At 45.7% G+C, this 22,684-nt stretch carries 21 protein-coding genes; 8 read left to right on the forward strand and 13 right to left on the reverse strand.

Annotation, left to right across the window (positions count from 1 at the left end; genetic code table 11):
• Window positions 1-94 precede the first annotated feature (94 nt).
• From trmH to BIW15_RS00710, 11 genes are all read right to left on the reverse strand, one after another.
• A complete protein-coding gene (gene trmH / locus BIW15_RS00660; RefSeq protein ID WP_005478720.1) occupies window positions 95-778 on the reverse strand; it encodes a tRNA (guanosine(18)-2'-O)-methyltransferase TrmH in 684 nt (227 codons plus the stop codon).
• A gap of 57 nt (window positions 779-835) precedes the next feature.
• Window positions 836-2,956: a bifunctional GTP diphosphokinase/guanosine-3',5'-bis pyrophosphate 3'-pyrophosphohydrolase gene (gene spoT / locus BIW15_RS00665; RefSeq protein WP_005459012.1), complete on the reverse strand. Its 2,121-nt coding sequence runs from the start codon at window positions 2,954-2,956 to the stop codon at window positions 836-838.
• 39 nt (window positions 2,957-2,995) lie between these two features.
• Complete coding sequence (gene rpoZ, locus BIW15_RS00670) at window positions 2,996-3,268, reverse strand: DNA-directed RNA polymerase subunit omega (protein WP_005379346.1); 273 nt, start codon at window positions 3,266-3,268, stop codon at window positions 2,996-2,998.
• A 181-nt stretch (window positions 3,269-3,449) separates the two neighbouring features.
• A complete protein-coding gene (gene gmk, locus BIW15_RS00675) occupies window positions 3,450-4,073 on the reverse strand; it encodes a guanylate kinase (protein WP_005496750.1) in 624 nt (207 codons plus the stop codon).
• 305 nt (window positions 4,074-4,378) lie between these two features.
• Window positions 4,379-5,593: a lipopolysaccharide assembly protein LapB gene (locus BIW15_RS00680; RefSeq protein WP_077280411.1), complete on the reverse strand. Its 1,215-nt coding sequence runs from the start codon at window positions 5,591-5,593 to the stop codon at window positions 4,379-4,381.
• A 12-nt stretch (window positions 5,594-5,605) separates the two neighbouring features.
• Window positions 5,606-6,238: an energy transducer TonB gene (locus BIW15_RS00685; RefSeq protein ID WP_005458947.1), complete on the reverse strand. Its 633-nt coding sequence runs from the start codon at window positions 6,236-6,238 to the stop codon at window positions 5,606-5,608.
• Between the two features lie 4 nt (window positions 6,239-6,242).
• Window positions 6,243-6,650 carry a biopolymer transporter ExbD gene (locus BIW15_RS00690; RefSeq protein WP_005458951.1) on the reverse strand — a complete coding sequence of 136 codons (408 nt, stop codon included), beginning with the start codon at window positions 6,648-6,650 and terminating at the stop codon, window positions 6,243-6,245.
• A gap of 25 nt (window positions 6,651-6,675) precedes the next feature.
• Complete coding sequence (locus BIW15_RS00695; RefSeq protein WP_005458945.1) at window positions 6,676-7,203, reverse strand: MotA/TolQ/ExbB proton channel family protein; 528 nt, start codon at window positions 7,201-7,203, stop codon at window positions 6,676-6,678.
• Window positions 7,204-7,212: 9 nt separating this feature from the next.
• A complete protein-coding gene (locus tag BIW15_RS00700) occupies window positions 7,213-8,574 on the reverse strand; it encodes a MotA/TolQ/ExbB proton channel family protein (RefSeq protein WP_021449002.1) in 1,362 nt (453 codons plus the stop codon).
• A 3-nt stretch (window positions 8,575-8,577) separates the two neighbouring features.
• Window positions 8,578-9,342, reverse strand: coding sequence for a DUF3450 domain-containing protein (locus BIW15_RS00705; RefSeq protein ID WP_005496754.1), 765 nt, complete (start codon window positions 9,340-9,342; stop codon window positions 8,578-8,580).
• A 72-nt stretch (window positions 9,343-9,414) separates the two neighbouring features.
• On the reverse strand, window positions 9,415-12,018 hold the full coding sequence (locus BIW15_RS00710) for a TonB-dependent siderophore receptor (protein WP_021486907.1): 2,604 nt from the start codon (window positions 12,016-12,018) through the stop codon (window positions 9,415-9,417).
• Between the two features lie 820 nt (window positions 12,019-12,838).
• Between BIW15_RS00710 and BIW15_RS00720 the strand changes: the two genes are divergently transcribed.
• The 6 genes from BIW15_RS00720 to BIW15_RS00745 all read left to right on the forward strand — a co-directional run bounded on the left by BIW15_RS00720 (window position 12,839) and on the right by BIW15_RS00745 (window position 19,072).
• A complete protein-coding gene (locus BIW15_RS00720) occupies window positions 12,839-13,864 on the forward strand; it encodes an ABC transporter permease subunit (RefSeq protein WP_005458995.1) in 1,026 nt (341 codons plus the stop codon).
• Window position 13,865: 1 nt separating this feature from the next.
• The gene (locus BIW15_RS00725; protein ID WP_069502374.1) at window positions 13,866-14,909 is read left to right on the forward strand and encodes an ABC transporter permease; all 1,044 of its coding nucleotides are present in this window, start codon (window positions 13,866-13,868) and stop codon (window positions 14,907-14,909) included.
• A 38-nt stretch (window positions 14,910-14,947) separates the two neighbouring features.
• On the forward strand, window positions 14,948-16,774 hold the full coding sequence (locus BIW15_RS00730) for an extracellular solute-binding protein (RefSeq protein WP_077280412.1): 1,827 nt from the start codon (window positions 14,948-14,950) through the stop codon (window positions 16,772-16,774).
• Between the two features lie 9 nt (window positions 16,775-16,783).
• A complete protein-coding gene (locus BIW15_RS00735) occupies window positions 16,784-17,641 on the forward strand; it encodes an ABC transporter ATP-binding protein (protein WP_005496771.1) in 858 nt (285 codons plus the stop codon).
• Window positions 17,642-17,677: 36 nt separating this feature from the next.
• Window positions 17,678-18,517 carry an ABC transporter ATP-binding protein gene (locus BIW15_RS00740; protein WP_005458953.1) on the forward strand — a complete coding sequence of 280 codons (840 nt, stop codon included), beginning with the start codon at window positions 17,678-17,680 and terminating at the stop codon, window positions 18,515-18,517.
• Window positions 18,518-18,646: 129 nt separating this feature from the next.
• The gene (locus BIW15_RS00745) at window positions 18,647-19,072 is read left to right on the forward strand and encodes a phosphate-starvation-inducible protein PsiE (protein WP_005458957.1); all 426 of its coding nucleotides are present in this window, start codon (window positions 18,647-18,649) and stop codon (window positions 19,070-19,072) included.
• A gap of 54 nt (window positions 19,073-19,126) precedes the next feature.
• Here BIW15_RS00745 and BIW15_RS00750 read toward each other — a convergent pair whose 3' ends face one another.
• Complete coding sequence (locus tag BIW15_RS00750) at window positions 19,127-19,993, reverse strand: YicC/YloC family endoribonuclease (RefSeq protein WP_015296114.1); 867 nt, start codon at window positions 19,991-19,993, stop codon at window positions 19,127-19,129.
• Between the two features lie 214 nt (window positions 19,994-20,207).
• Here BIW15_RS00750 and rph point away from each other — a divergent pair, with 214 nt between their 5' ends.
• On the forward strand, window positions 20,208-20,924 hold the full coding sequence (gene rph / locus BIW15_RS00755; RefSeq protein ID WP_005459025.1) for a ribonuclease PH: 717 nt from the start codon (window positions 20,208-20,210) through the stop codon (window positions 20,922-20,924).
• A gap of 104 nt (window positions 20,925-21,028) precedes the next feature.
• On the forward strand, window positions 21,029-21,670 hold the full coding sequence (gene pyrE / locus BIW15_RS00760) for an orotate phosphoribosyltransferase (protein WP_005458955.1): 642 nt from the start codon (window positions 21,029-21,031) through the stop codon (window positions 21,668-21,670).
• Window positions 21,671-21,730: 60 nt separating this feature from the next.
• Here pyrE and BIW15_RS00765 read toward each other — a convergent pair whose 3' ends face one another.
• Window positions 21,731-22,681 (reverse strand): Kdo(2)-lipid IV(A) acyltransferase, encoded by a 951-nt coding sequence (locus BIW15_RS00765; RefSeq protein WP_017449076.1) that lies wholly within the window; start codon window positions 22,679-22,681, stop codon window positions 21,731-21,733.
• Window positions 22,682-22,684 lie beyond the last annotated feature (3 nt).

A 22,684-nucleotide genomic window follows, 5' to 3' on the forward strand; every position in this document is an offset into this window, starting at 1 on the left:
ATAGCAGTATGTTAACCATTGAGCTGTGTTTTTGTACAGGAAAAACTATAAGAAGTGGCGTAGAAAGCGAGGGCTTTCGACGTTATGTTTCAGCTTAAGCTTTTTGCATCTCTTGCCACCATGCCTCATCTGCGATGATTTGACCTTCATCGTCGAGTGGCGGGTATTCCAGTTTCTTGCGTTTCGCTACTTTGGCAAGCACTGGGTGACCACGTTCAAATAAGATGCGATGAATGGTTTCTTTTGGTAGTGCGCTTTCTTCTCGATCATACATGCCTGCCGCTTCACGTTGGCGTTGCGCTTCATACAGAATGACTGCGCTGGCGACCGAAACATTCAAAGATTGCACCATTCCAATCATCGGAATAATGATGTCTTGATCGGCGAGTTTTTTCGCTTGTTCAGACGCGCCAATTTTTTCACTCCCCAGGATGATTGCAGTCGGTTTGGTGTAGTCGATTTCACGAAAATCGACCGCGGTGTCCGATAAGTTGGTCACCAATACTTGCATGCCTTGGGCTTTGAGCTCGGTAATGGCGGTTTCAATCGAGTTGTGAGTTTCTACTTCAACCCAGTTACGAGCACCAGCAGAAGTGTGGGTTAAAGTGCGCATTTTATCAGGCCAGATAGCATGAACTTTGTGTAAGCCCGTGGCGTCAGCCGTACGAATAACGGCAGAGACGTTATTAGGTTTATGAACCTCTTCTAGGCACAATGTAAGGTCGGTTTGGCGTGCTTTCAGCACTTGATGGATACGGTGGTAACGTTCTAAATTCATAGTAAATAAATAGGGTATAAAAAAATCGCCACCCAGTGTGAGTGGGTGGCGATGAGTTTAGTTCTTTCTTCGTCTGACTCGGGTCGCCTGCGGCATCGCTTTGATTTTTCGCATGATGCCTGCAAGGTGGACACGATCTTTGGTCGTCAGCAGAACGGTGACAGTATACAGTCGGCCATCACGTTCTTCGGTCGACAGGCCATGGATATTGGAGCCTGTTTTCGAAATCACGTTGGTCAATTCTGCCAGAGCACCTTGGTGGTTGAGCATGTCGACTTTCAGTTCTGCGATAAACTCTTTGTCGTAATCGTCAGACCACGCAACGGCCATGTATTTGTCCGGCTCTTTTTGGTAACCGCGCACATTTGGACACGTTTCACGGTGAACAACCAAGCCACGGCCAGGAGACACATGCGCAATGATGTGGTCATCTGGAATTGGGTGACAGCAGTTAGCAAACGTCAGCAGCAAACCTTCCGCCCCACGAATTGGAAGTTTCTTTTTCGAGTCGGTTGGAATGGAACTTGTTGTCGTTAGTTCTTCAGTATCGCCCAGCAAACGACGAGCAATCACAATGCTCATGAGTTCGCCTAAGCCAATTGCTGCGAGTAAATCGTCTGTGCTTTCTAAGCGCAGATCGGTCAGTACTTCTTGAATATTCTCTGGGTAGATGGAGTCAATCGAGTGACGACCCAAAGCGTGATTCAATAGGCGGCGGCCGAGCGTGATGGATTCTTCACGGCGCATGGTTTTCAGTACTTGACGAATCTTAGTGCGAGCGCGAGAAGTCACGACATAGTTCAACCAAGCGGCATTTGGACGCGCACCTGGCGCACTGATGATTTCTACTGTCTGGCCGTTCTTCAGCGCCTTACTTAGTGGGTAAGGGTTACGGTCAACACGAGCACCAACACAGGAATTACCTACATCGGTATGTACCGCGTAAGCAAAATCTACAGCTGTCGCGCCAAGTGGCAGTTCAACAATACGACCTTTTGGTGTGAAGACGTAAATCTCATCTGGGAATAGATCCGATTTTACGTTTTCAATGAATTCGAATGAGTTACCGGCACTTTGTTGTAGCTCAAGCAAGCTTTGCATCCAACGCTGCGCTTTCACTTGTGCGGTCGTGCCCGACTTATCGCCCTTGTCTTTATAAGACCAGTGCGCTGCGACACCTTTGTCCGCCATTTGATCCATATCTTCAGTACGGATCTGCACTTCAACAGGCACACCGTGTGGGCCAACCATGGAAGTGTGAAGCGATTGGTAGCCGTTTGCTTTTGGTACCGCGATGTAGTCTTTCATGCGACCTGGGCGCGGCTTATACAAGCTGTGCACTTGGCCTAGAACGCGATAACAAGTATCGGCAGTATCAACAACCACTCGGAAAGCGTAGATATCCATGATGGTGTGAAAACGCTGTTCTTTGGTTTTCATCTTGTTGTAGATGGAGAACAGGTTCTTTTCACGACCTACGACGCGTGCATTCAAACCAACATCTTGCAGTCGGCCTTCGATTTCACTGTGAATACGCTGAATCATCTCTTTGCGATTCCCGCGAGCCGCTCTCACGACTTCTTTGAGTACGCGATAACGGTTTGGGTACAGCGCTTCGAAACCCAGCTCTTCTAACTCAGTTTTGATATTGTGAATACCAAGACGATGAGCTAATGGGGCATAGATTTCTAATGTTTCACGAGCGATGCGACGTTTTTTGTCTGGTCGAAGTGCACCTAACGTGCGCATGTTGTGCGTACGGTCAGCCAGTTTGATCAGGATAACGCGGATATCTTGCACCATCGCCAGAACCATCTTGCGAAAGTTCTCAGCTTGAGCCTCTTTCCTGTCACGGAATTTGAGTTTGTCCAGTTTAGATACACCATCAACCAACTCAGCGACGGTGTTGCCGAATTTCTCTTCGAGATCTTCTTTTGTAACGTCACAGTCTTCAATGACGTCATGCAGCAAAGCAGCTTGGAGGGTTTCAATATCAAGGCGCATTTCGGCCAAGATACGAGCCACAGCGACAGGGTGGATGATGTATGGTTCACCGCTAGAGCGGGTTTGCCCTTCATGGGCATCTCTCGCTACCACATAAGATTGACGCAGAGCCTCAATTTGAGGCTCTGTTAGGTATTCTTGGGCAACGTCTTTGAGGCTATCGAATAGATACAAATTATAGGCCCGGGAGGTTGTTGAATTCTAAAGACAGAATTAACGGTTGTGAGCGATGCTGCTTACTGCCGCTAGCTCTGCCGCTTCTTGCTCTTGCTGTTCTTGACGTTCACGAGCGTCTAGAACTTCTTTAGTAATTAAACCTTCTTCGATTTCGCGTAGAGCGATAACCGTTGGCTTATCGTTCTCTTCTGGCACTAGTGCATCTTTACCGCCAGTTTGCATTTGACGAGCGCGGCGAGCCGCAATCAGTACTAGGTCGAAACGGTTGCCAACTTTTTCAACAGCGTCTTGAACAGTTACGCGTGCCATGAGGACTCCAAATAGTTAACTAAATTTTAGAATGACGAGAAAGTATACAACCTAACTACTTTATTTACTAGCAATTAGACAAGCCACAATGTGTGGGCTTTCTCTCTTGTTTATTATGGCTACTTTGCACAATACAAAGTAGCGGAAATTCTGGTTAAACAGACTGACTCTTTGGTGAGAGCTATTCTGCTAATAACGCGTCAAGCATACCTTTATATTTAGCAGCTTGTTTTTCTTCCTTCAATCTTTCTGCACGAAGGATAGCTTTAAAGTCCATTAATGCTGTGTCGAAATCATCATTCACGATGACGTAGTCATATTCGCTGTAATGTGATATTTCCGATTTTGCTTCAGCCATGCGCTTGGCGATGACTTCTGCGCTGTCTTGACCACGAGTATTTAAACGACGTTCAAGCTCACCGTTTGAAGGTGGCAGAATGAAGATGCTTTTTGCTTCTGGCATTTGCTCACGAATTTGGCGAGCACCTTGCCAGTCGATATCTAGGAATACATCGATGCCTTTCTCTAGCGTTTCTTCAATCCATACGCGAGACGTACCGTAATAGTTACCAAACACTTCGGCGTATTCTAGGAAGTCGCCTTTAGCAATCAGAGTTTCAAACTCTTCTTTTGCGACGAAGTGGTAGTGGACACCGTCTTCTTCACCAGGACGCATGTTGCGAGTAGTGTGAGACACAGACACTTTCATTGCGTATGTTGGATTACGTTCCAACATTGCTGAGATCAAGCTAGATTTACCTGCGCCGCTAGGTGCAGATACGATATAGAGAGTACCTTTGCCCATTGTACTGTTCCACTTTTGATTGGATTGATTGAGTGCCGAAGGAAAGTCTCGACAGTCTTATAACGATAGCACTGGCGGCAAGGAATCAGCCATTATGGAAATGGTGATTGGTGATAATCCCGCCAGAAAAATGGAGGCGAAGAGTATCATGATCTCTATGTGGTTACCAGTTGATCTTTTGGTTTGCGTACCCTTCAATGACAACGGATTGAGAACTGAAAAACGACGAAAAAAGGGGAAGCTTTCACTTCCCCAGGCGTGCGACTGACTCACACTTAATTTTCGTGCCATGCTAAATGCATGACTTACCCTTGTGACTCTAGGAAATTAATCCAAGGGCTCGCCATTGCTCTCATATCTGGAGATTGAGCCGCACTTTTCATTGCTTTAAGAGCATTACTCGGTTGGTTTAACTCAAAATATGCCATGCCACGAATGTAAGAGAGCTCTCCTTTTTGTTCGTGCTTAGCATCTGGGGCGGCGTTTTGCGTAAATTTCGTCGCCTCCTTATATTGCTTGTCTAAAATCATTAGACGAGCAATTTTTATTTGAGTTTTTGCTTGTGGAGCAAGATTGTAAGCTTGCTGATAGACGTCGATAGCCTGTTCAAGTTCTTGTGCTTGCTGCCAAAACGAACCAAGTGTTTCCAAATTTTTTGCGTTGCGTTCTACATGACCATTATCAAAGGCTGCTTGAAGTGTTTTCGCTGCGCGGAAAGGCACCCCTTGATAAGCTTGGAAGTTTACTAAACGCAGGTATTCTTTCTCACCTTCTAATAGACCCAATTTATGAGCCATTTCTAGTGTTGAAAGGGCATTGCGCTCTTGATTTAACTCCATGTAAATACCAGACAATTGAGTCCAGTAACGCTTATTTTTTGGATATTTAGTGGTTAATATTTTCAATACACCCGCAACGCTCTTGAACTGCTTAAGTTCATAATGCGCAGACATCAGTAGCTGATACCAAGATTCACTAGGTTCTTTACTCATAGCGATTGCTTGCTTAGCTGGTGGAATCGCGTTTTTGTAATCTTCTAGCTGAACATAAGCACTCGCTAGAGTGATGTATGCATGCGCTTGTGGCTTTTCTTCGGTGGTTTCTGCAATTTTGAACCACTCATTCATGGTTGCGACTGACTTTTTAAATTGCCCTTCGGCTAAGTAAAGCTGCGCCAAGCTATAACGAACTTGCTGGGCTACAGGCACTGGAAGTGCGTTTAAACTTAACGCATCAGCAAAATACTTTGCTGCTTTCGGGTAGTCATCTTGCAGAGAGTACAAAAAGCCCATCTGTTGCAGTAAGACTGCACGGTCATATTGTTTTTTGCTTGTACTACTTAATGCTGAGTTCAATTTAGAAAGGGCATCAGCGTACTTTTCTGTAGCAATGAGTTCCTGAACTTTGTTTACCGTTCGAAACGTTTTGTCTGACAACTCCGGAGTGTTGGCAAAACCAGGCGCGCCATACGCGCCTGACAATAACACTAGAGAAGCCAACAGTTTGGTATATGCTTTCATACGTATGACTCCTTAGTTTGTAGAGAACTCAATTTCTTGAGAAAGGCGAGAGCTAACCGCTTTACCATCAACCATCTTGGGTTTGAAGGTCCACTTAGATACGGTTTTCTTCGCGGCTTGTCCCAAGCCCAACTTACGTGGTGTCTCTTTTAAAACTTTGACGTCCTCGACGCTACCACGTTCGTTAACAGTAAACTCTACAAGTACGATACCTTTCTCAAGTCCAGAACGGGCGGCCTTACGAGGCATCTGAGGTTGGAATGTTGCTAAAGGCACAGGGCCTCCGCTACCTGCCAGTCTCGCTCCGCCACCTTGACTGTAATGACCGAGCACTGAGCCACCAGTGACGTTTACTGGTAGATCGAGTTTTGGCATATCCATTGGAACTTGGTCCATCACCGGTTTTACTGTCGACGTCACCTTCATTTCTGGTGGCGGCGGCGGACGCTTAGGTGGTGGCGGTTTCGGGAGTTCGCGTTTTTTCTCCTGTACTTTTTCGTCCGGTTTAATGCGAATGAAATCGACCATACGCTGATCATCATTCGACACTAGCTCGTGGCGCTCTTTGTTTACCAGCTTGTCCATCCCCCAGAATAATCCGAGGGAGACAATGAGCGCCAGTGCAATTGAGGCCAGATACCGCATAAGCTTAATCCTTATTCGTTGCGGCAATGGAGATGCTTTCGACACCTGCCATCTTAATCTGGTCCATAACCTTCACGACTACCCCTGCATTGGCCTCGGTATCCGCTTGGATAACAACAGCGCCATCAGGGCTTTCTGCGCGAAGACGTTCGATGTTGGCGCGAACAGCGTCGACTTCAATGCGTCGTTTATCAACCCATACGTCTCCAGCGGCACCGATGGCAACCATAATGTTCCCTTTCTTCACGGTTTGTGCTGAGCTTGCTGTTGGGCGGTTTACTTCCAAACCTGCTTCTTTAACGAACGATGTTGTTACGATAAAGAAGATCAACATGATGAATACGATGTCGAGCATCGGTGTCATATCGATAGCTGTTTCGTCACTGCTATCACTGCTATAGCGTCTTTTCATGACCTATACCTCTAATTCCATTTACTCAGGCAATATGCTTTAGCTTATCTTCCAGCTTTTGCGTTGTGACTTTGGCTAAATGATCAAGACGTGAACTAAAGAACAGTCCTGACAGAGAAGCCACCATCCCGGCTAAAGTTGGGATTGTTGCCTTTGAGATCCCCGAGGCCATTGCTCGAGGGCTTCCTGTTCCGGTTACCGCTAAGATGTCGAATACTTGGATCATGCCGACTACGGTGCCGAGCAGGCCAAGTAGGGGACAAAGCGCAATCAGTACTTTAACGATTGGTAGCCCCTTTTTATTCTCAATATCCTGACGAGATACAATTTCTTGTCGGATCATCTTTGCGTTCCAGCTTTGATGTTCTGAACGCTCACTCCAAAGAGTCACGGCTTTTTTAGCGGCTCTTGGAGCGACGGCGGCAAAGTAGAACCAGCGTTCTAGCAGCACTGCCCATAACATGAAGCTGAGGATGAAGATAGCGACGAGTACATCGCCACCCATTCCCAAGAAGCGCCTAATTGATTCAAGTTCTCCAACTAACCACCACATAACGCCTCCTTAGCTTTCGGCTTTATGTAGTTTTTCCTGATAGCGAGCGATGAAACCTGCACTCTGTTCTTCAAGAGTTTGAACCAAACGGCGACCCTTACTGTGTACGATGGTGTAAAGGAACAGTAGAGGAATTGCGACAACCAGACCTAGCATGGTGGTTACCAATGCTTCAGAAATACCACCAGCCATTAGTTTCGGATCGCCGGTACCAAATAGCGTGATTGCCTGGAAGGTACCGATCATACCCATTACTGTACCTAGTAGACCCAGTAGTGGTGCTACAGAAGCAAACAGTTTGATTGAGCTGATAAAGCGTTCAATGCTTGGTGCATTGCGTAGGATGATTTCGTCCAACTTCGCTTCCAGATCTTCAAGGTTGTCGCCTTTGTGATCTTGGTAAGCTTGGATAACTTCACCTAGAGGGTTGCCAGGGATAACTGTGTCTGATTTCGCCTGTTTACGCATTTTGCCACCGATGATCTGAAGGCGTAGGAAGCACAATAGCGCGATGATGACACCAACAGCGCCCATTGCTAGGATGACGTAACCAACGATACCGCCTTGGTCAATACGCTCCTGAACGGTAGGGCTCTGTACTAGTAGCGATAGAATTACGCCACGAGATGGATCAAGGAATAGCGGCTCATAAGTGCCTTTTGCTGATTCAAAACCAGCCACTTGGCTTGTGATGTTCTTGCTTGGCTGACGTGATAGTTCTTCGAACTTGCCAGTTTGAGGTACGTAAATGACGTATTTGCCATCTGCAATTGCGTTAAATTCTCCTACTAGCGTTACGTCGCGAACGGCTTCTTTACCTTCACCGTAAACAACCGTTGCTTGTGTTGTTGATGTATCACCAGATACGACAACTTGTTGAAGAATAGTGTGCCAGAATGCTTCCAGCTCTTGAGTTGATGGTAGTTCTTTACTTTCTGCCAGTTTCGTCAGCAGTGCATCACGCTCTGGGAACTGAACGGCATTTTGCGAAGCGGCAAACAGACCTTTAAATTCGCCTGCGTATTGACGAACCACACCAAACATTTCACCCAAGGTACCGGAGCGAACACGCAGTGTTTCGGTTAGTTCAGTCAGTTGTTTGTCGTTTTCGTCGAAAGTGGCTTTTAGTTGATCGCCAAGCGCTTGCTGTGCAGCTAGCTCTTCACGAGCCTGTTGTAATAATGCAGCTTGTTGGTCGCGATCGCGCTTGAACACAGCTTCGCGTTCTTTGTTTTCTTTTGATTCAACAATGCTTTCTGATTTTACGTTTTTTAGTAGTTCAGAAAGTGTTTGTGGGGTTTCAGCTTGAACGCCAGAAACCATAAATAAGCTGGCTAGTAGACCAGCGGCTAGAGTTTTGAATCCTTTCATCTCTTATTCCTCCCCAGCAAATACAGGCAATTTGATTAGCGCTGGTGGCGCTTGCTTCTTCGCAATACGAAGGCCTTGCTGTACCGCAATACGGTAGCTTTCAGGTAGTGTCTCCCATTGACGTGTTTGTTGGTTCCACATACCTGTTTCACCGCCGTCTGGAGATTGGAATAGAAGTGCTGTGCGACCAATACGTAAGAAATCGTACGTTACGATTTCGCCGTTACGATCTAAGCTCGCTTTGTAAGACTCAATTGAGCGAGAGAAGCCTTCTTCAATTTGGTACGCTTCCATCACTTTACGGAATTTTTCAGAAGTCGTTACGTCTGCGCGATCCATCAGGCGGCGTAACTCTTGAACGCGTTTGTTGCGTTCTTCTTTTTGGAAAGGCAAATCGAGTGTAACGAACTCATCTAGCGCATCGATCATTTTTAGTGTTAGAGGAACAACTTCTGTTGCCGTTTGATCGATTTGAGCAATTTGGTTATTCAATGAGTCCAGTTCGCCCTGTTGCGATTGAACCATTCGATTAATTTGCTCGTTGTAGACTTTCATACTATCGATTTGACGAAGTAAGCCCTTATATTCTGCCAACATACCTTCTGTGCTTTCAGCGTAAGTATCGATTTTTTGCTGAGAAGCTTGAGAAGACTTCGTTGTTTGTGCTTGATTGGCGACTACGGTTCCAGAGTCTGCAGCAATCGCTGCACCACTTACCGAGAGAATCGCGGCAGTAACTGCACTTACGCCAAATTCCTTTAACGTCATAGTAGCATCCTTGTTAGTGTAAATAGTCAGTCGAATAGGGCGCAGGAAATACTCCTGCGCCAAAGGTTTTAATTAAAAGTTTTGAGAGTATTTCAAGAAGTAAACGCGGCCTTGAATGCTGTATAGGTCTGAGTTGTAAGTTACACCATCAGATTCAAATGCAGGATCTTCATCAGTAAGGTTACGAACACCTGCCGTGAATTTTGCATCCCACGGAGCTAGGTAGTTGTACGCAATGTTCCACGTTGTTTGTGAAGATATGTGACCGATTTTATTGTAGTTGTCGTCAACATCTTGAGCTTGGTCTGCGATGTGGTCTGCAGATAGATAGATGTCATGGTCTTCTAGGAAGTTTAAGCCAACACCAGTGTTAAAACGGTACTCAGGCAAACCATTACGACCTACTTGATTATTTACTGGGCCACCAACGTATTCAGGTGTGCTGTAGTCCAGAACATAGCTTCCCATGAAGTCGTAACGAACTGTCGCAAAATCAAAGTCGTAACTGTAGCCGACTTTGAGGTCAATACCTGAAGTATCGAGTGTACCTAAGTTTTGCAGCCCCGCTGTTGCTTCAATGATGCGGCCATTTGCATCACGGATGATGTTCGGGTTAGAAACACCAGAGCTACGCTCTTCGTCGATCATGCTTTGCAGAGTATTCAGTGTGATCATGTCATCAATACTGATGTTGTAGTAATCCACTGTTACGTCTAGGTCGTCGATTGGTGAGTAGCTCACACCAAAGTTAAACGATACTGATGTTTCTGCTTCTAGATCTTCGTTTGCTGTACGAGTTACATCATATTGAGTTTCTGGACAGTCTGCGTATGCAATACCATTTGCTGAACAGTAGCTGTAGTCTTTTGCGAAGTCTGACGAGTAGCTGTCAGCCGCGTAAAGGTCAGATAGTGTTGGAGCACGGAAACCCATACCAGCACCAGCACGGAACATCAGATTATCAAGAGGCTGGTAACGGAAAGATACTTTTGGCGAGATCTCATCACCGAAGTCGCTATAGTGGTCGTAACGAGCCGCAATGTTCATTTCCAGCTCATCAGTAAACGCGATCATAGATTCTGCGTAAAATGCATAAGTTTCTCGATCGCCACCCGCAGAGTTACCAGCACTACCGATGATGTTGCCTGCTTCACTTTGTGGGTCGTATTTATCGAAGTAATCGTAAGTGGTAAATTCAGCACCAACATACAATGGAATAGTGATGTCACCAACTTCTGCTAGGTCAAATTGAAGGCCGCCAGAAAACTGATGCATTTCCATTTGGGATTCACGACTAGTACCTGCAGACAACTGATTTGTTGCATCTGCACTGAACTCGCCATTCACAAACTGACCTGATTCAACTAGGTTCGATGCCGCTGAACCGAATACGTAACCAGTACCAACTTCATTACTGTTAGAGAAGTTTAAGTGGTAACCAGCTTCCCAAATTACCTCACCGAAAGAGTCGGTATAAAGCGTGCCATCAAGACCTGCTTTGAAATCAGCTTGGAAATCTTTAACTGTAGTATCACGAGTTCCCACGTTGTTAAAACGGTAGTATACAGAAGCTGGACCTTTGGTTGTATCAAGGCCATTCTCTGCGAAGAAATCAGCGCCACCACTCGTGTTAGGATCTACGTCGAATGAGCCTGCTGCAGGTGCGAAACGACCAAAACTTTCATTGCGGCTTAAAAGCATTTGTGCATTAAAAGTAGTGTCGTCAGACAAGAAGATATTACCGTTCATAAATACGGTATTACGTTCTAAAGATGCCGTTTGAGCAGCTTCCGATGTGTAGTCGTAGCCACAGATATCGCCCAAACCAGGGTAGTTTGTTAAGCCTACAAAACCTTTTGAAGGATCACATGACGCGTTAGTGTCGTAGCCCTTAAGTGCTTTCAACTCGCCATCATGGTAAACGTTGCGACCAAAGATACTAACGCCTGACATATCGAAATAGTTTGCAGAGCCGGTGTTGGTTGAACTTAGGTAATCACGATCGCGTTGGTAGATTTCGTCTTTGCTATCATGCTCGAAAGAGAACATGATGTTGCCTTTCTCACCGCTTGTGCCCATCACGAGTGCAACGTTTCCTTCGTCGCCGCCGTCTTGACTTGGAATGCCAGAACCCACACTTACGTTGATACCATCAAATTCTTCTTTAAGAATGATGTTTACTACGCCTGCTACAGCATCAGAGCCGTATACAGCAGAACCGCCGTCAGCCATCACTTCCACGCGTTCTACGATTGCCGATGGAATTACGTTGATGTTTGCAGCGCCACCACCCATGGTTGCAGAGCCTGGTAGACGTTTGCCATTAATCAAAACTAGAGTACGTGAAGAGCCCAAACCACGTAGCGACATGGTTGCTTGGCTTTGCCATGAGCTGCCTGAACTTTCACTGTAAGAACCAAATGAGTTAAAAGATGATTTACGCAATACATCGGCAATCGATACGTCACCAGCGCGTTCAATTTCAGCCCGACCAATTACTGCTACTGGAGTGCTTCCTTCCATAGATGCGCGCGTTAGGCGCGAACCAGTAACTTTCATCTTTTGAAGTTTTTCAACTTGTTGCTCTTCTGCCTGTGCTGTTAGAGGGGCCACTGCTGCCGCTGTCCCCAAAGCAAGACTGATCGCAACAGATAAAGCGGTTGTGTTTTTATACATCCTTGTTGCTCCGATTATTATTATTTCCTATGTCTGGTCGCATAGCGACCAAATGTGACGTTAATATTTCGTTAACGGTCGGCCAATGTATAACCGAGAAGAAAAAAGGAAGTCAAACCAGTGGTAAACGGAGATGTGGAAATGTAAAAAAGATGTAAACAACTAAAAGTGATTTAAATCACGGAATAATTTACTGTGTAGGTTCTATAAATCGAGATCAAATTTTAATAAAACACCGTATTTTGTGTTTCTTGTAAACTTTAATGACATATATTGCCTATGGTTTTTAAGCGGGTAATTGAATCTGAAAATACTCATTTATCCAGTGAATTATTCTAAAGGTGGAATTTTATCGAATGCTAACCATGTTGACTTGGTTGCACTGGGTGGTATCAAAATATGATACCCATTGCTGTAAAAGGGCTCACTCGTATTTTTCAGTCAAATGTAACCACAGCTTATGTGTCTATTTATTCTTGCTATGTGCATTTTTATATAGGGTTTTGGCTCTAAAGTGCCTAGATTGATATTCTGCAGGAATTCTTTTTGTGGTTTTTTATAATTTTTTACAAAAACATTTCTGTTTTTCGACATCGGAGGAAGTTTGTCATGTTTTGGTTTCAAACACTTGAAGCTGATGTGGATTCAAGATAAATATGACGCTGAAATTATTGCCGTAGAAGAAAAAACTAGTTATTGAATCGCAGGGAGTGTGTTTCAACAGCTTTAGTTACTACGCGGATAGATATGCACCATTTTGGGCCGGAAACTTCCCACCAAACCCGCCTAATTTGGACAGTAGACAAGGAGCAAGTTGTATATGCTGTCGTACTTTTTACGCCGTTTAGCGTTAGTCATTCCGACGTTTCTCGGTATCACCATTCTTATCTTTGCCATCACTCGATTTGTACCGGGTGGGCCAGTTGAACGCATGCTGTCACAAATGCAGTCTCAGGGAGACGGCGCAGCATCGATGACGTCAGCGGGTGGCAATACTGCACTGTCTGATGAGCAAATCGCTGAGCTAAACGCATTCTACGGGTTGGATAAACCTGTGATGGAAGCTTACGTTGATTGGTTGAGTCGACTAGTGACGTTGGACTTGGGTGAATCAACGCGTTATTACGAACCAGTATCGGATATGATTGCAGAGCGTCTGCCTGTTTCGCTGTTCTATGGTGGCATGACTTTCTTTATCAGCTACTTCATCTCGATACCGCTTGGCTATTACAAAGCCCTCAAGCACGGTTCTGTGTTTGATTCTACCTCCTCCATTTTGATATTCGTCGGTTATGCCTTGCCTGGCTATGTGGTTGGCGTGTTATTGATTACTTTGTTTAGTTATCACTTGGAATGGTTCCCTATGGGGGGCTTTGTCGGTGATGATTTCGATGACTATGAAACCTTCTTTGAACGCGCAAAAGACGTGATGTGGCATGCTGTGCTTCCGCTGATCTGTTACTTGATTGGTGATTTCGCAACGCTCACCATGACGATGAAAAATAACCTGATGGAAAACTTATCATCGGATTACATCCGTACCGCGATCGCAAAAGGCTTGCCGTTTAAGAAAGCGGTACGCAAACACGCGCTACGCAATAGCTTAATTCCAATTGCTTCTCACTTTGGCAACTCACTGTTGTTCTTCATGACAGGGGCATTTTTGATCGAAGTTATCTTCAACATCGACGGCATTGGTTTATTAGGTTACGAATCCATTATGGAGCGTGATTACCCAGTAGTGATGGGCATCGTTGCTATCAACGCGGTATTGCTGCTGATCGGCAATATTATTTCGGATATCTGTGTTGCTTTAGTCGACCCACGTGTGAAGTTTGGAGCGTAATATGATTAAAGTAAGTCCATTAACTCAAAAGAAAATCCGTCACTTTAAAGAAATTAAACGTGGTTATTGGTCGTTTGTGATCTTATCTATCATGTTGATTCTTTCACTATTTGCCGAGCTGTTAATCAACAGTAAAGCGTTGATCGTGAAGTACGATGGTCGTTACTACTTTCCGGTTGTCAGTGACGTTCGTTTAGGTAGCGAGTTTGGTCAAGATTCTTCAAGTGAAGCTGATTACCGAGTTCTCCAACAAGTCTTTGAGGAAGAGGGGGGGGACAACTTTGTGATTCTACCTATCGTTCCTTGGAACCCATACGAACAAGACTTCAGTGGCGATTTCCCTCCGACCGCGCCAAGCGCTGAGAATAAACACTATCTAGGTACTGACGTTATTGGTCGCGATATTTTAGCGCGCTTGGTGTATGGCTTCCGTACTGCGATGGGGTTTGCGTTGTTAACGATGGCGGTGTCCTACGCTATTGGTACCGCTGTAGGCTGTGCCATGGGCTTTTGGGGCGGCAAGTTCGACCTATTTGTCCAACGTTTGATTGAGGTTTGGTCAATGGTGCCATTCCTGTACGTCATTATGATTTTGGTGTCCATCGTTCAACCGACTTTCACGCTCTTTGTCGCCATCAACGTGTTGTTTGGATGGATGGGGATGACATGGTACATGCGTACCATGACTTACAAAGAATCTGCACGCGAATACGTAATGGCAGCTCGTGCGTTGGGCGCCTCGACAGGCCGAATCCTGTTTAACCATATTCTGCCAAATACCATGGTCATGATTGTTACCTTGGCGCCATTTACCATTGCTGCCAACATCACCGCACTGACAGCGCTTGATTATCTTGGTTTAGGCTTGATGCCACCAACACCAAGCTGGGGTGAGTTACTGCAGCAAGGTAAGTCCAACTTGGACTCGCCATGGATTGTGGCGTCTGTTGTGACTTCCATTGTACTGGTACTTGTAATGGTCACCTTTATCGGTGAAGCGATTCGAGCGGCATTCGACCCGAAAAAATTCACACGCTATGTTTAAGCATGCATTGTGAGCAAAACATAAAAAAGGGAAGTTTTATGAAAAGAATAATTTTAGCGTCCACGCTAAGCGCCCTAAGTTTTGGTGCGATGTCAGCGACGCTACCGACTGACTTAAACTGGCAAACGAACTGGGATGAGCCTCAATATGGCTCTCCTGAAGCAAAGCGTGGCGGGACTTACCGCACTTTCATGTCGAGCTTTCCTCAGACTCTACGCAGTGTTGGTCCTGATGCAAACTCTGGTTTACGTTCTTTCATCTTGGATGAAACGCCAGGGTTGGTGGTTCGCCACCCAGATACGCTTGAATTCATCCCTGAGCTAGCCAATGAGTGGGCATTAGCGGGTGACAATAAAACGGTTTATTTCAAACTAAACCCACAAGCTAAATGGTCGGATGGCAAGCCAGTCACGGCAGACGATTTTGTTTTTATGCTTAAGTTTTACCGCTCGAAAGACATTTTAGAGCCTTGGTACAACGACTATTACAACAAAACGGTTGCTGATGTTATCAAATTTGACGATCACACCTTCGCCGTGAAGGCCGCGAAAGAGCTCAATCCAGAAGAGTTGTTGTTGAGAATGGGGGCGCTACGTCCTCGTCCTGCTCATTTCTATGCGAATCCGAAGAAAGACGCGAACGGTGACGGCATTCATGATGATTTTGTGCGCTACTACAACTTTAAAAGTGAACCAACCACCAGCGCTTATTACTTAGCAGACGTCAAAAAAGGTAAAAGCGTTACCTTTAAGCACGTAGGTGAGGACTGGTGGGGTTACACCAATAAGTACTACGAGAATCGCTATAACGTCGACAAAATTCGTATCACGGTTATCCGCGATAGTGATATTGCGATGAAGCACTTTGAAAAAGGTAAGTTGGACGCATTTGGATTGGTTTTGCCAAGTCTATGGCATGACAAATCCAATACTGCCCCTTATCAAAAGGGGTACATTGAGAAGTTCTGGGGTTACAACCAATATCCAGTTGGTGCTGGTGGCGTGTGGATAAACACGACCATGCCTCTACTTGATGACTTAAACATTCGCAAAGGGATCACTTACGCGACAGATTTCGACGGCATGATCGAGAATGTTATGCGTGGAGACTACAGTCGTAAACCCAACCCAACGGGCTTTGGGCATGGTAAGTACACGTTACCAGATGTGAAAGCGCCAAAGTTTGAACCAGAAAAAGCGGCGGCAGCGTTTGAAGCTGCGGGCTTCGATAAGATTGGTTCCGATGGTATTCGCGTGAATGATAAAGGTCAGCGTTTGAGCTTTGAATTGACGTACTCATCTCCAGTTCATACACCGCGTATTGCTTTCTTGCGTGAACAGGCAAAATTGGCAGGGTTGGACATTGAGCTGAAGCTGATTGATGGTTCATCGATGTTTAAGTATGTGCGTGAGAAAAAACACGAACTTGCTTTCTTCGATATGGGGACTTCGGAAATCCCAACTTATTGGGAATACTTCCATTCCGTGAACGCGAACAAACCACAAACGAACTCATTCACTAACTACAGCACGCCAGAGCTAGATGAAAAGATCATTGCGTATCGCTTTAACATGGACATGGATAAGAAGATCCAACTAGGTCATGAGATTCAGCGAGACATTATTGATGCGCACGTGATTGTCACTGGCTACATGGTGCCTTACGTTCGTTATGGACACTGGCGTTGGTTGAAATTGCCAGAGAAACCAATGAATCGAATGACAGAAGCATTGTTCAGTGGCGGAATTATCGGTGATGGCACGTATTGGATCGACAAAGACGTGAAGAAAGAAACCCAGAAAGCGATGAAGTCGGGTAAAACCTTTGAACCGGTTGTTGTCGTTGATGACACGTATAAGCTGTAAGGATGTGTTATGGAAAACGATGTAATTTTGAGTGTAAAAGACCTCGAAGTGGAATTCATCACGGATGATGGCCCGGTAAAAGTACTCCATGGCGTGAACTTTGATGTTCGTGCAGGACGAACGCTCGGTCTCGTTGGTGAGTCTGGCAGTGGTAAGAGCGTGACCTCAATGTCCATCATGGGACTGTTGCCAAAGCCTTACGGCAATATTGTCAATGGTGAAGTTAACTACCGAGGTACCAATCTGGTGTCGCTACCAGCGGAAGAAATGTACGCCATGCGCGGCGACCGCATTTCGATCATTTTCCAAGACCCAATGACGGCGTTGAATCCAGTGCATACCATTGGCCGCCAACTGTGCGAAGTGTTGGAATTACACCGTCCTGAGCTAGGTAAAAAAGAGCGCGAATCCTACGCGGTAGAAATGCTGGCTAAAGTGAAAATTCCAATGCCAGAAAAGCGCCTCAACGAATACCCACACAACCTATCTGGTGGTATGCGTCAGCGCGTGATGATCGCAATGGCACTCGCATGTAAACCAGACATTTTGATTTGTGATGAGCCAACGACAGCACTGGATGTAACGGTACAGGCGTCTATCCTTGAACTAATGAATGAACTTCAAGAAGAAACGGGTATGGCAATGATCTTCATTACCCATGATTTAGGCGTAGTCGCTGAAGTGTGTGATGACGTTGCGGTAATGTATGGTGGTCGTATTGTCGAAAAAGCGGAGATTTTTGAGCTGTTTGACAATCCGCAGCACCCTTACACGGAACGTTTGATGGGCTTAATGCCAAGCTTGGACAACGAACCTAAGCAGATGATTGATATCAAACCAATCGATGCCAGCATGTTTGCGAGCTAACTGGTGCAAAGTGAACAAGTCATAAAAGAGGATGTTATGGCCAAAGAAGTATTAAGAATTGAAAATCTTAAGCAGCACTTTGTATCTGGTAAAGGACTGTTTAAGAAGGGCTACACGATCAAAGCTGTAGACGGCGTTTCCTTGTCGGTTTCAGAAGGAGAAACATTGGGACTCGTTGGTGAATCCGGCTGTGGTAAAAGTACCTTAGGACGTACGATTCTAAAATTGTACGAGCCCACAGAAGGTAAGATTTTCTTTGAAGGCAAAGACATTACAAAGTTCTCTGTCAAAGAGATGCGCTCGTTGCGTAAAGACATGCAGATTGTCTTTCAGGACCCAATGGAGTCACTTAACCAGCGTCACACCATTGGTATGATTTTGGAAGAGCCGTATATCATCCATAAAATAGGCACTCCTGCAGAGCGTAAACAATGGGTGAAAGAGCTGTTAGTGAAAGTTGGCTTGCCTGAAACGGCTGTGAACCGTTATCCGCACGAATTCTCTGGTGGCCAGCGTCAGCGTATTGGTATTGCTCGTGCGATAGCACTGAAGCCAAAGCTGTTGATTTGTGATGAATCAGTATCTGCACTGGATGTATCGGTTCAGGCGCAAATTCTAAACTTGTTGCTACAACTTCAACAAGAAATGAACCTTGCCATCATCTTCATCTCTCACGATTTGTCGGTGGTTAAGCATGTCTCCGATAAAGTCGCGGTGATGTACTTTGGTAAAGTGGTGGAAGCGGGGAATGCGAAAGAAATTTACGCGAACCCACAAAACGATTACACCAAGAAACTGCTTTCCGCGATTCCGATTACCCATCCTAAATATCGCAAGAAAAAGCGTGTGGCAGAAAAAAAGCAGCAAGTGGCGTAAGCCGTGCCACCATCGCATTCAAGAAAACACGCTCCGTTAAATAAACGGGGCGTTTTTCTTATGTATCCTTTTTTATCTTGCATGCTAAACTCAAAACTTATCTCTTTGGTTTTGCTTGGATAATTGGTTATGCCATCAAATTTACCTAAATCGTTCAGTCGCCCATTTTTAAAGATGTTCCACATCTTAGAAGCGGTTCTGTTGGTCGCTATTACCTTGGCAACTATTTATGCCATGGCTCAAGAGTTCATTCACGTCTTTGTTGAGAAGCGAGTGCTGTTGACGGACATCTTATTGATGTTCATCTATCTTGAGGTTTTAGCGATGGTGCAGCAGTTTGTGATGAACGGTAAAATCCCTGTTCGCTATCCTATCTATATCGCGATGATGGCCATTGCTCGCTACATCACCTTAGGTATGAAAGAGTTGGATGCCACTTTGGTGGTTTGGCTTTCTATAGCGGCGTTTATCTTGGCGGCAGCGACCTTGGTGATTCGCGTTGGACACCACTATTGGCCGTATGTTGACAACCGAACCTTGGAAAAAGACGAATAAAATAAAGCCCCGCATTAAGCGGGGCTTTCAATATGTAATCTAAATGTTTTTAGATTATTCGATGTTTTGGATCTGTTCGCGCATTTGCTCGATCAGAACTTTCAGTTCAACGCCCGACGCAGTGATGTCGGTGCTGATCGATTTAGAAGCGAGCGTGTTTGACTCACGGTTGAATTCTTGCATCATGAAATCCAGACGACGACCGACTGCGCCACCTTTTTTCAGGATGTTGGTCGTTTCTTTCACGTGAGAATCCAAACGATCTAGCTCTTCTGCAACGTCTGACTTTTGCGCTAGCAATATAAGCTCTTGTTCCACACGAGAAGCATCTAGTTCAATTTTCGCATCTTCAAATTTTGAGAATAGACGCTCACGTTGCCATTCTAGGATTTCAGGCATGCGAGCACGAACTTTCACCACTTCTGCGGTAATCGCGTCTAGGCGTTGTTCGATCAGCGCTTTCATGTTGTCGCCTTCACGGCCACGCGCTTCAATAAATTCACTAATTGCTTCATCAAATGCAGCAAGCAGCTCTTTGTTGACCTCATCCATGTTTTGCTCTGGAGTTTCCATCACACCAGGCCATTGCATGACTTGAAATGGATTGATGCGGCTGAGCTCACCAGTCATGTGCATAACTTGTTCAGCAGCTTTAATCACTTGGGTTGCCAACGCTTCATTGATGCTAAGCTCGGCTTTTGCTGCAGGGTTCGCTTCGAAACGAAGGCTACATTCCACTTTTCCTCGCGCTAGACGTTTACGAAAACGCTCACGTAGAACTGGTTCTAAAGCTCGGAATTGTTCTGGCATGCGGAAATAGGTTTCTAGGTAACGCTGGTTTACACTGCGGATTTCCCATACCGCTGAGCCCCAATCGCCTTTTACTTCTTTGCGCGCATACGCAGTCATACTGTAAATCATCGAATTTTCCTGTCTTCATTTTTTGAAAATTACCTAGAGAGTGTATCACGGAGCGGCAAGAGGTGCGCGGGCTGTCTTACATCAGTGTCTCGCAAATATGCTCCCAGGAAATGTTTAGAGGGAGTGAAGCTGTGACCTAGGAATCCGAAATCGATTCCGCTATAATCTTCGCCCAACCAAATCGTCTTCTCCTCATTATTTAAGGTAGATGCCCATGCGTCCAAACGATCGCAAGGCGGACCAAGTTCGCCCAATCAAAATTACTCGTAACTACACGGCTTACGCTGAAGGTTCAGTGTTAGTTGAGTTCGGTAACACCAAAGTGTTGTGTAATGCGACCGTCGAAGAATCAGTGCCACGTTGGTTAAAAGGCCAAGGTAAAGGCTGGGTGACCGCTGAATACGGCATGCTACCTCGTGCGACTCACTCGCGTACTCGCCGTGAAGCGGCAAACGGTAAGCAGGGTGGCCGTACAATGGAAATCCAACGCCTTATCGCGCGTAGCCTACGTGCAGTTGTCGATTTGCAAGCTATGGGCGAATTCATGATCACGGTTGACTGTGATGTAATTCAAGCTGACGGCGGCACACGTACTGCATCAATCAGTGGTGCAAGCGTTGCAATGGCAGATGCATTCCAACATCTAGTCGATAGTGGCAAGCTAAAAGCAAACCCAATGAAAGGCCACGTAGCGGCAGTATCAGTTGGTTTGCTTGGTGACGAAGTGCTGTGTGACCTTGAGTACGTTGAAGATTCAGCAGCAGACACCGACATGAACGTTGTAATGACAGAAGAAGGCAAGATGATTGAGATTCAGGGCACCGCAGAAGGTGAACCGTTCAGTCATGAACAGCTGATGGCATTACTCGAATCGGCGAAAGTCGGCATTACGGAAATCGTCGCGGCGCAGAAGGCGGCGTTAGCCAATTGATTTAGATAGCTCCCATTATGGGGGCTATTTTTTTATCTCGGGAATAGAGAATTGAATGATTGCCGAGAAGAGATAAAAGAAACCAAGGAAATAGAGAGAAAATAATGAAAGCATACCAGCGTGAATTTATTGAGTTTGCACTTGAGAAAGAAGTTCTTAAGTTTGGTGAGTTTACTTTGAAATCTGGCCGTAAAAGCCCGTACTTCTTTAACGCTGGTCTTTTCAATACAGGCCGTGACCTAGCGCGTCTTGGTCGTTTCTACGCGGCAGCACTTGCGGATTCTGGTATCGAATTTGATGTTCTATTCGGCCCTGCGTACAAAGGGATTCCAATCGCGACAACTACGGCGGTTGCACTTGCGGATCACCACGATATCGACACGCCTTACTGCTTCAACCGTAAAGAAGCAAAAAATCACGGCGAAGGCGGTAATCTAGTCGGTTCTGCTTTAGAAGGTCGTATCATGCTGGTGGATGACGTGATTACAGCGGGTACCGCGATTCGTGAATCGATGGAAATCATCAAGGCGAATGGTGCAGATCTGGCTGGCGTATTAGTGGCTATCGACCGCCAAGAGAAAGGCAAAGGCGAACTTTCTGCGATTCAGGAAGTTGAGCGCGACTTCGGTTGTGCGGTGATTTCTATCGTGAGTTTGGGTGACTTAATCACTTACCTTGAAGAAAAAGGTAACGCGACCGAGCATCTTGAAGCGGTGAAAGCATACCGCGCGGAATACGGCATCTAATTTCCCACTTTTTCAATTCAATAAAAAAGGTATCCAATCGGATACCTTTTCTTTTGCGATTTATTTGTAGCGAATGCCTTTGGGCTCGTTTTCATCTTGCATGGTTTTGTAGCGTTTGTGCAGCCACATCCATTGCTCAGGTGCTCGCAAAATCACTTCTTCCACGTACTTGTTCATGTAAGCCGCTGCAGCCACTTCATCTTTTTGTGGGTAATCGGCTTCAATGCACTTATCAGCGATGATTTCGTATTTGCCTTCGTCATTGCGGAAACCAGAACCTGGAATGATCGCGCATTTTGATGTGTAGGCTAAAATGCTGGTGCCGGTTGTTGTACAAGCGTCATCAATGGCAAAAAACGGCACGAAGACCGATTTATTGCGGCCGTAATCGTGGTCAGGTAAGTAGAACAAACGCTCGCCGCTGCGCAGTACACGAATCATCTTTTTCACATCTTTGCGATCAATCAGTTTGTTGCCGTTGTGCGTGCGCCCCCAATATTGGATGAAGTTGTACGCTGGGTTGTTGTGAGGACGAAATGCGCCGTAACCCGCAACACCTAAAACAGCAAAAGCTCGCGCGGTAATTTCTAAGTTAAGAGCGTGCACACAACACAACAATACGCCTTTCCCTTCCGCGCCTTTTTCTTTTAGAGCGTGGATGTCTTTCTCGACAATGAGCGTTTTGAAGCGCCATGTAGGCCAAAACCATGTAATACCGGTTTCGATCAGTGCCATCCCGGTATTCTTGAAGTTTTCTTCCACGATATGTTGCACTTCTTCTGGCGTTTTCTCGGGGAATGCCAGTTCAAGGTTGCGCTTCGCGATATGCACGCGCTTTTTGCCATAGCGCATGCCTAGCTTGCCAAGTGAGCGCCCCAAAGACAGTAATAGGCGATAAGGAAGAATATTGACGATGATAGCCAGTAGACCAAACCCAAGCCAAACTCCCCAGTTACGAGGATGGAGAAGGGAAAGAGAAAACTCGGGCTGTGTGTATTTGTCTTTACTCATAAT

Origin of the sequence: Vibrio sp. SALL6 (assembly GCF_002002385.1) — a bacterium.
Lineage (GTDB): Bacteria > Pseudomonadota > Gammaproteobacteria > Enterobacterales > Vibrionaceae > Vibrio > Vibrio parahaemolyticus.

Excerpts from the sequence above, each read along its gene's own strand:
- gmk (WP_005496750.1), bottom strand. The coding sequence starts at position 4,073 with ATGGGCAAAGGTACTCTCTATATCGTATCTGCACCTAGCGGCGCAGGT.
- BIW15_RS00680 (WP_077280411.1), bottom strand. The coding sequence starts at position 5,593 with ATGAAAGCATATACCAAACTGTTGGCTTCTCTAGTGTTATTGTCAGGC.
- BIW15_RS00735 (WP_005496771.1), top strand. The coding sequence starts at position 16,784 with ATGGAAAACGATGTAATTTTGAGTGTAAAAGACCTCGAAGTGGAATTC.
- BIW15_RS00720 (WP_005458995.1), top strand. The coding sequence starts at position 12,839 with ATGCTGTCGTACTTTTTACGCCGTTTAGCGTTAGTCATTCCGACGTTT.
- BIW15_RS00725 (WP_069502374.1), top strand. The coding sequence starts at position 13,866 with ATGATTAAAGTAAGTCCATTAACTCAAAAGAAAATCCGTCACTTTAAA.
- trmH (WP_005478720.1), bottom strand. The coding sequence starts at position 778 with ATGAATTTAGAACGTTACCACCGTATCCATCAAGTGCTGAAAGCACGC.
- BIW15_RS00765 (WP_017449076.1), bottom strand. The coding sequence starts at position 22,681 with ATGAGTAAAGACAAATACACACAGCCCGAGTTTTCTCTTTCCCTTCTC.
- BIW15_RS00730 (WP_077280412.1), top strand. The coding sequence starts at position 14,948 with ATGAAAAGAATAATTTTAGCGTCCACGCTAAGCGCCCTAAGTTTTGGT.
- pyrE (WP_005458955.1), top strand. The coding sequence starts at position 21,029 with ATGAAAGCATACCAGCGTGAATTTATTGAGTTTGCACTTGAGAAAGAA.
- rpoZ (WP_005379346.1), bottom strand. The coding sequence starts at position 3,268 with ATGGCACGCGTAACTGTTCAAGACGCTGTTGAAAAAGTTGGCAACCGT.
- BIW15_RS00710 (WP_021486907.1), bottom strand. The coding sequence starts at position 12,018 with ATGTATAAAAACACAACCGCTTTATCTGTTGCGATCAGTCTTGCTTTG.
- BIW15_RS00750 (WP_015296114.1), bottom strand. The coding sequence starts at position 19,993 with ATGATTTACAGTATGACTGCGTATGCGCGCAAAGAAGTAAAAGGCGAT.
- BIW15_RS00700 (WP_021449002.1), bottom strand. The coding sequence starts at position 8,574 with ATGAAAGGATTCAAAACTCTAGCCGCTGGTCTACTAGCCAGCTTATTT.
- BIW15_RS00685 (WP_005458947.1), bottom strand. The coding sequence starts at position 6,238 with ATGCGGTATCTGGCCTCAATTGCACTGGCGCTCATTGTCTCCCTCGGA.
- BIW15_RS00695 (WP_005458945.1), bottom strand. The coding sequence starts at position 7,203 with ATGTGGTGGTTAGTTGGAGAACTTGAATCAATTAGGCGCTTCTTGGGA.
- BIW15_RS00745 (WP_005458957.1), top strand. The coding sequence starts at position 18,647 with ATGCCATCAAATTTACCTAAATCGTTCAGTCGCCCATTTTTAAAGATG.
- BIW15_RS00705 (WP_005496754.1), bottom strand. The coding sequence starts at position 9,342 with ATGACGTTAAAGGAATTTGGCGTAAGTGCAGTTACTGCCGCGATTCTC.
- BIW15_RS00740 (WP_005458953.1), top strand. The coding sequence starts at position 17,678 with ATGGCCAAAGAAGTATTAAGAATTGAAAATCTTAAGCAGCACTTTGTA.
- rph (WP_005459025.1), top strand. The coding sequence starts at position 20,208 with ATGCGTCCAAACGATCGCAAGGCGGACCAAGTTCGCCCAATCAAAATT.
- BIW15_RS00690 (WP_005458951.1), bottom strand. The coding sequence starts at position 6,650 with ATGAAAAGACGCTATAGCAGTGATAGCAGTGACGAAACAGCTATCGAT.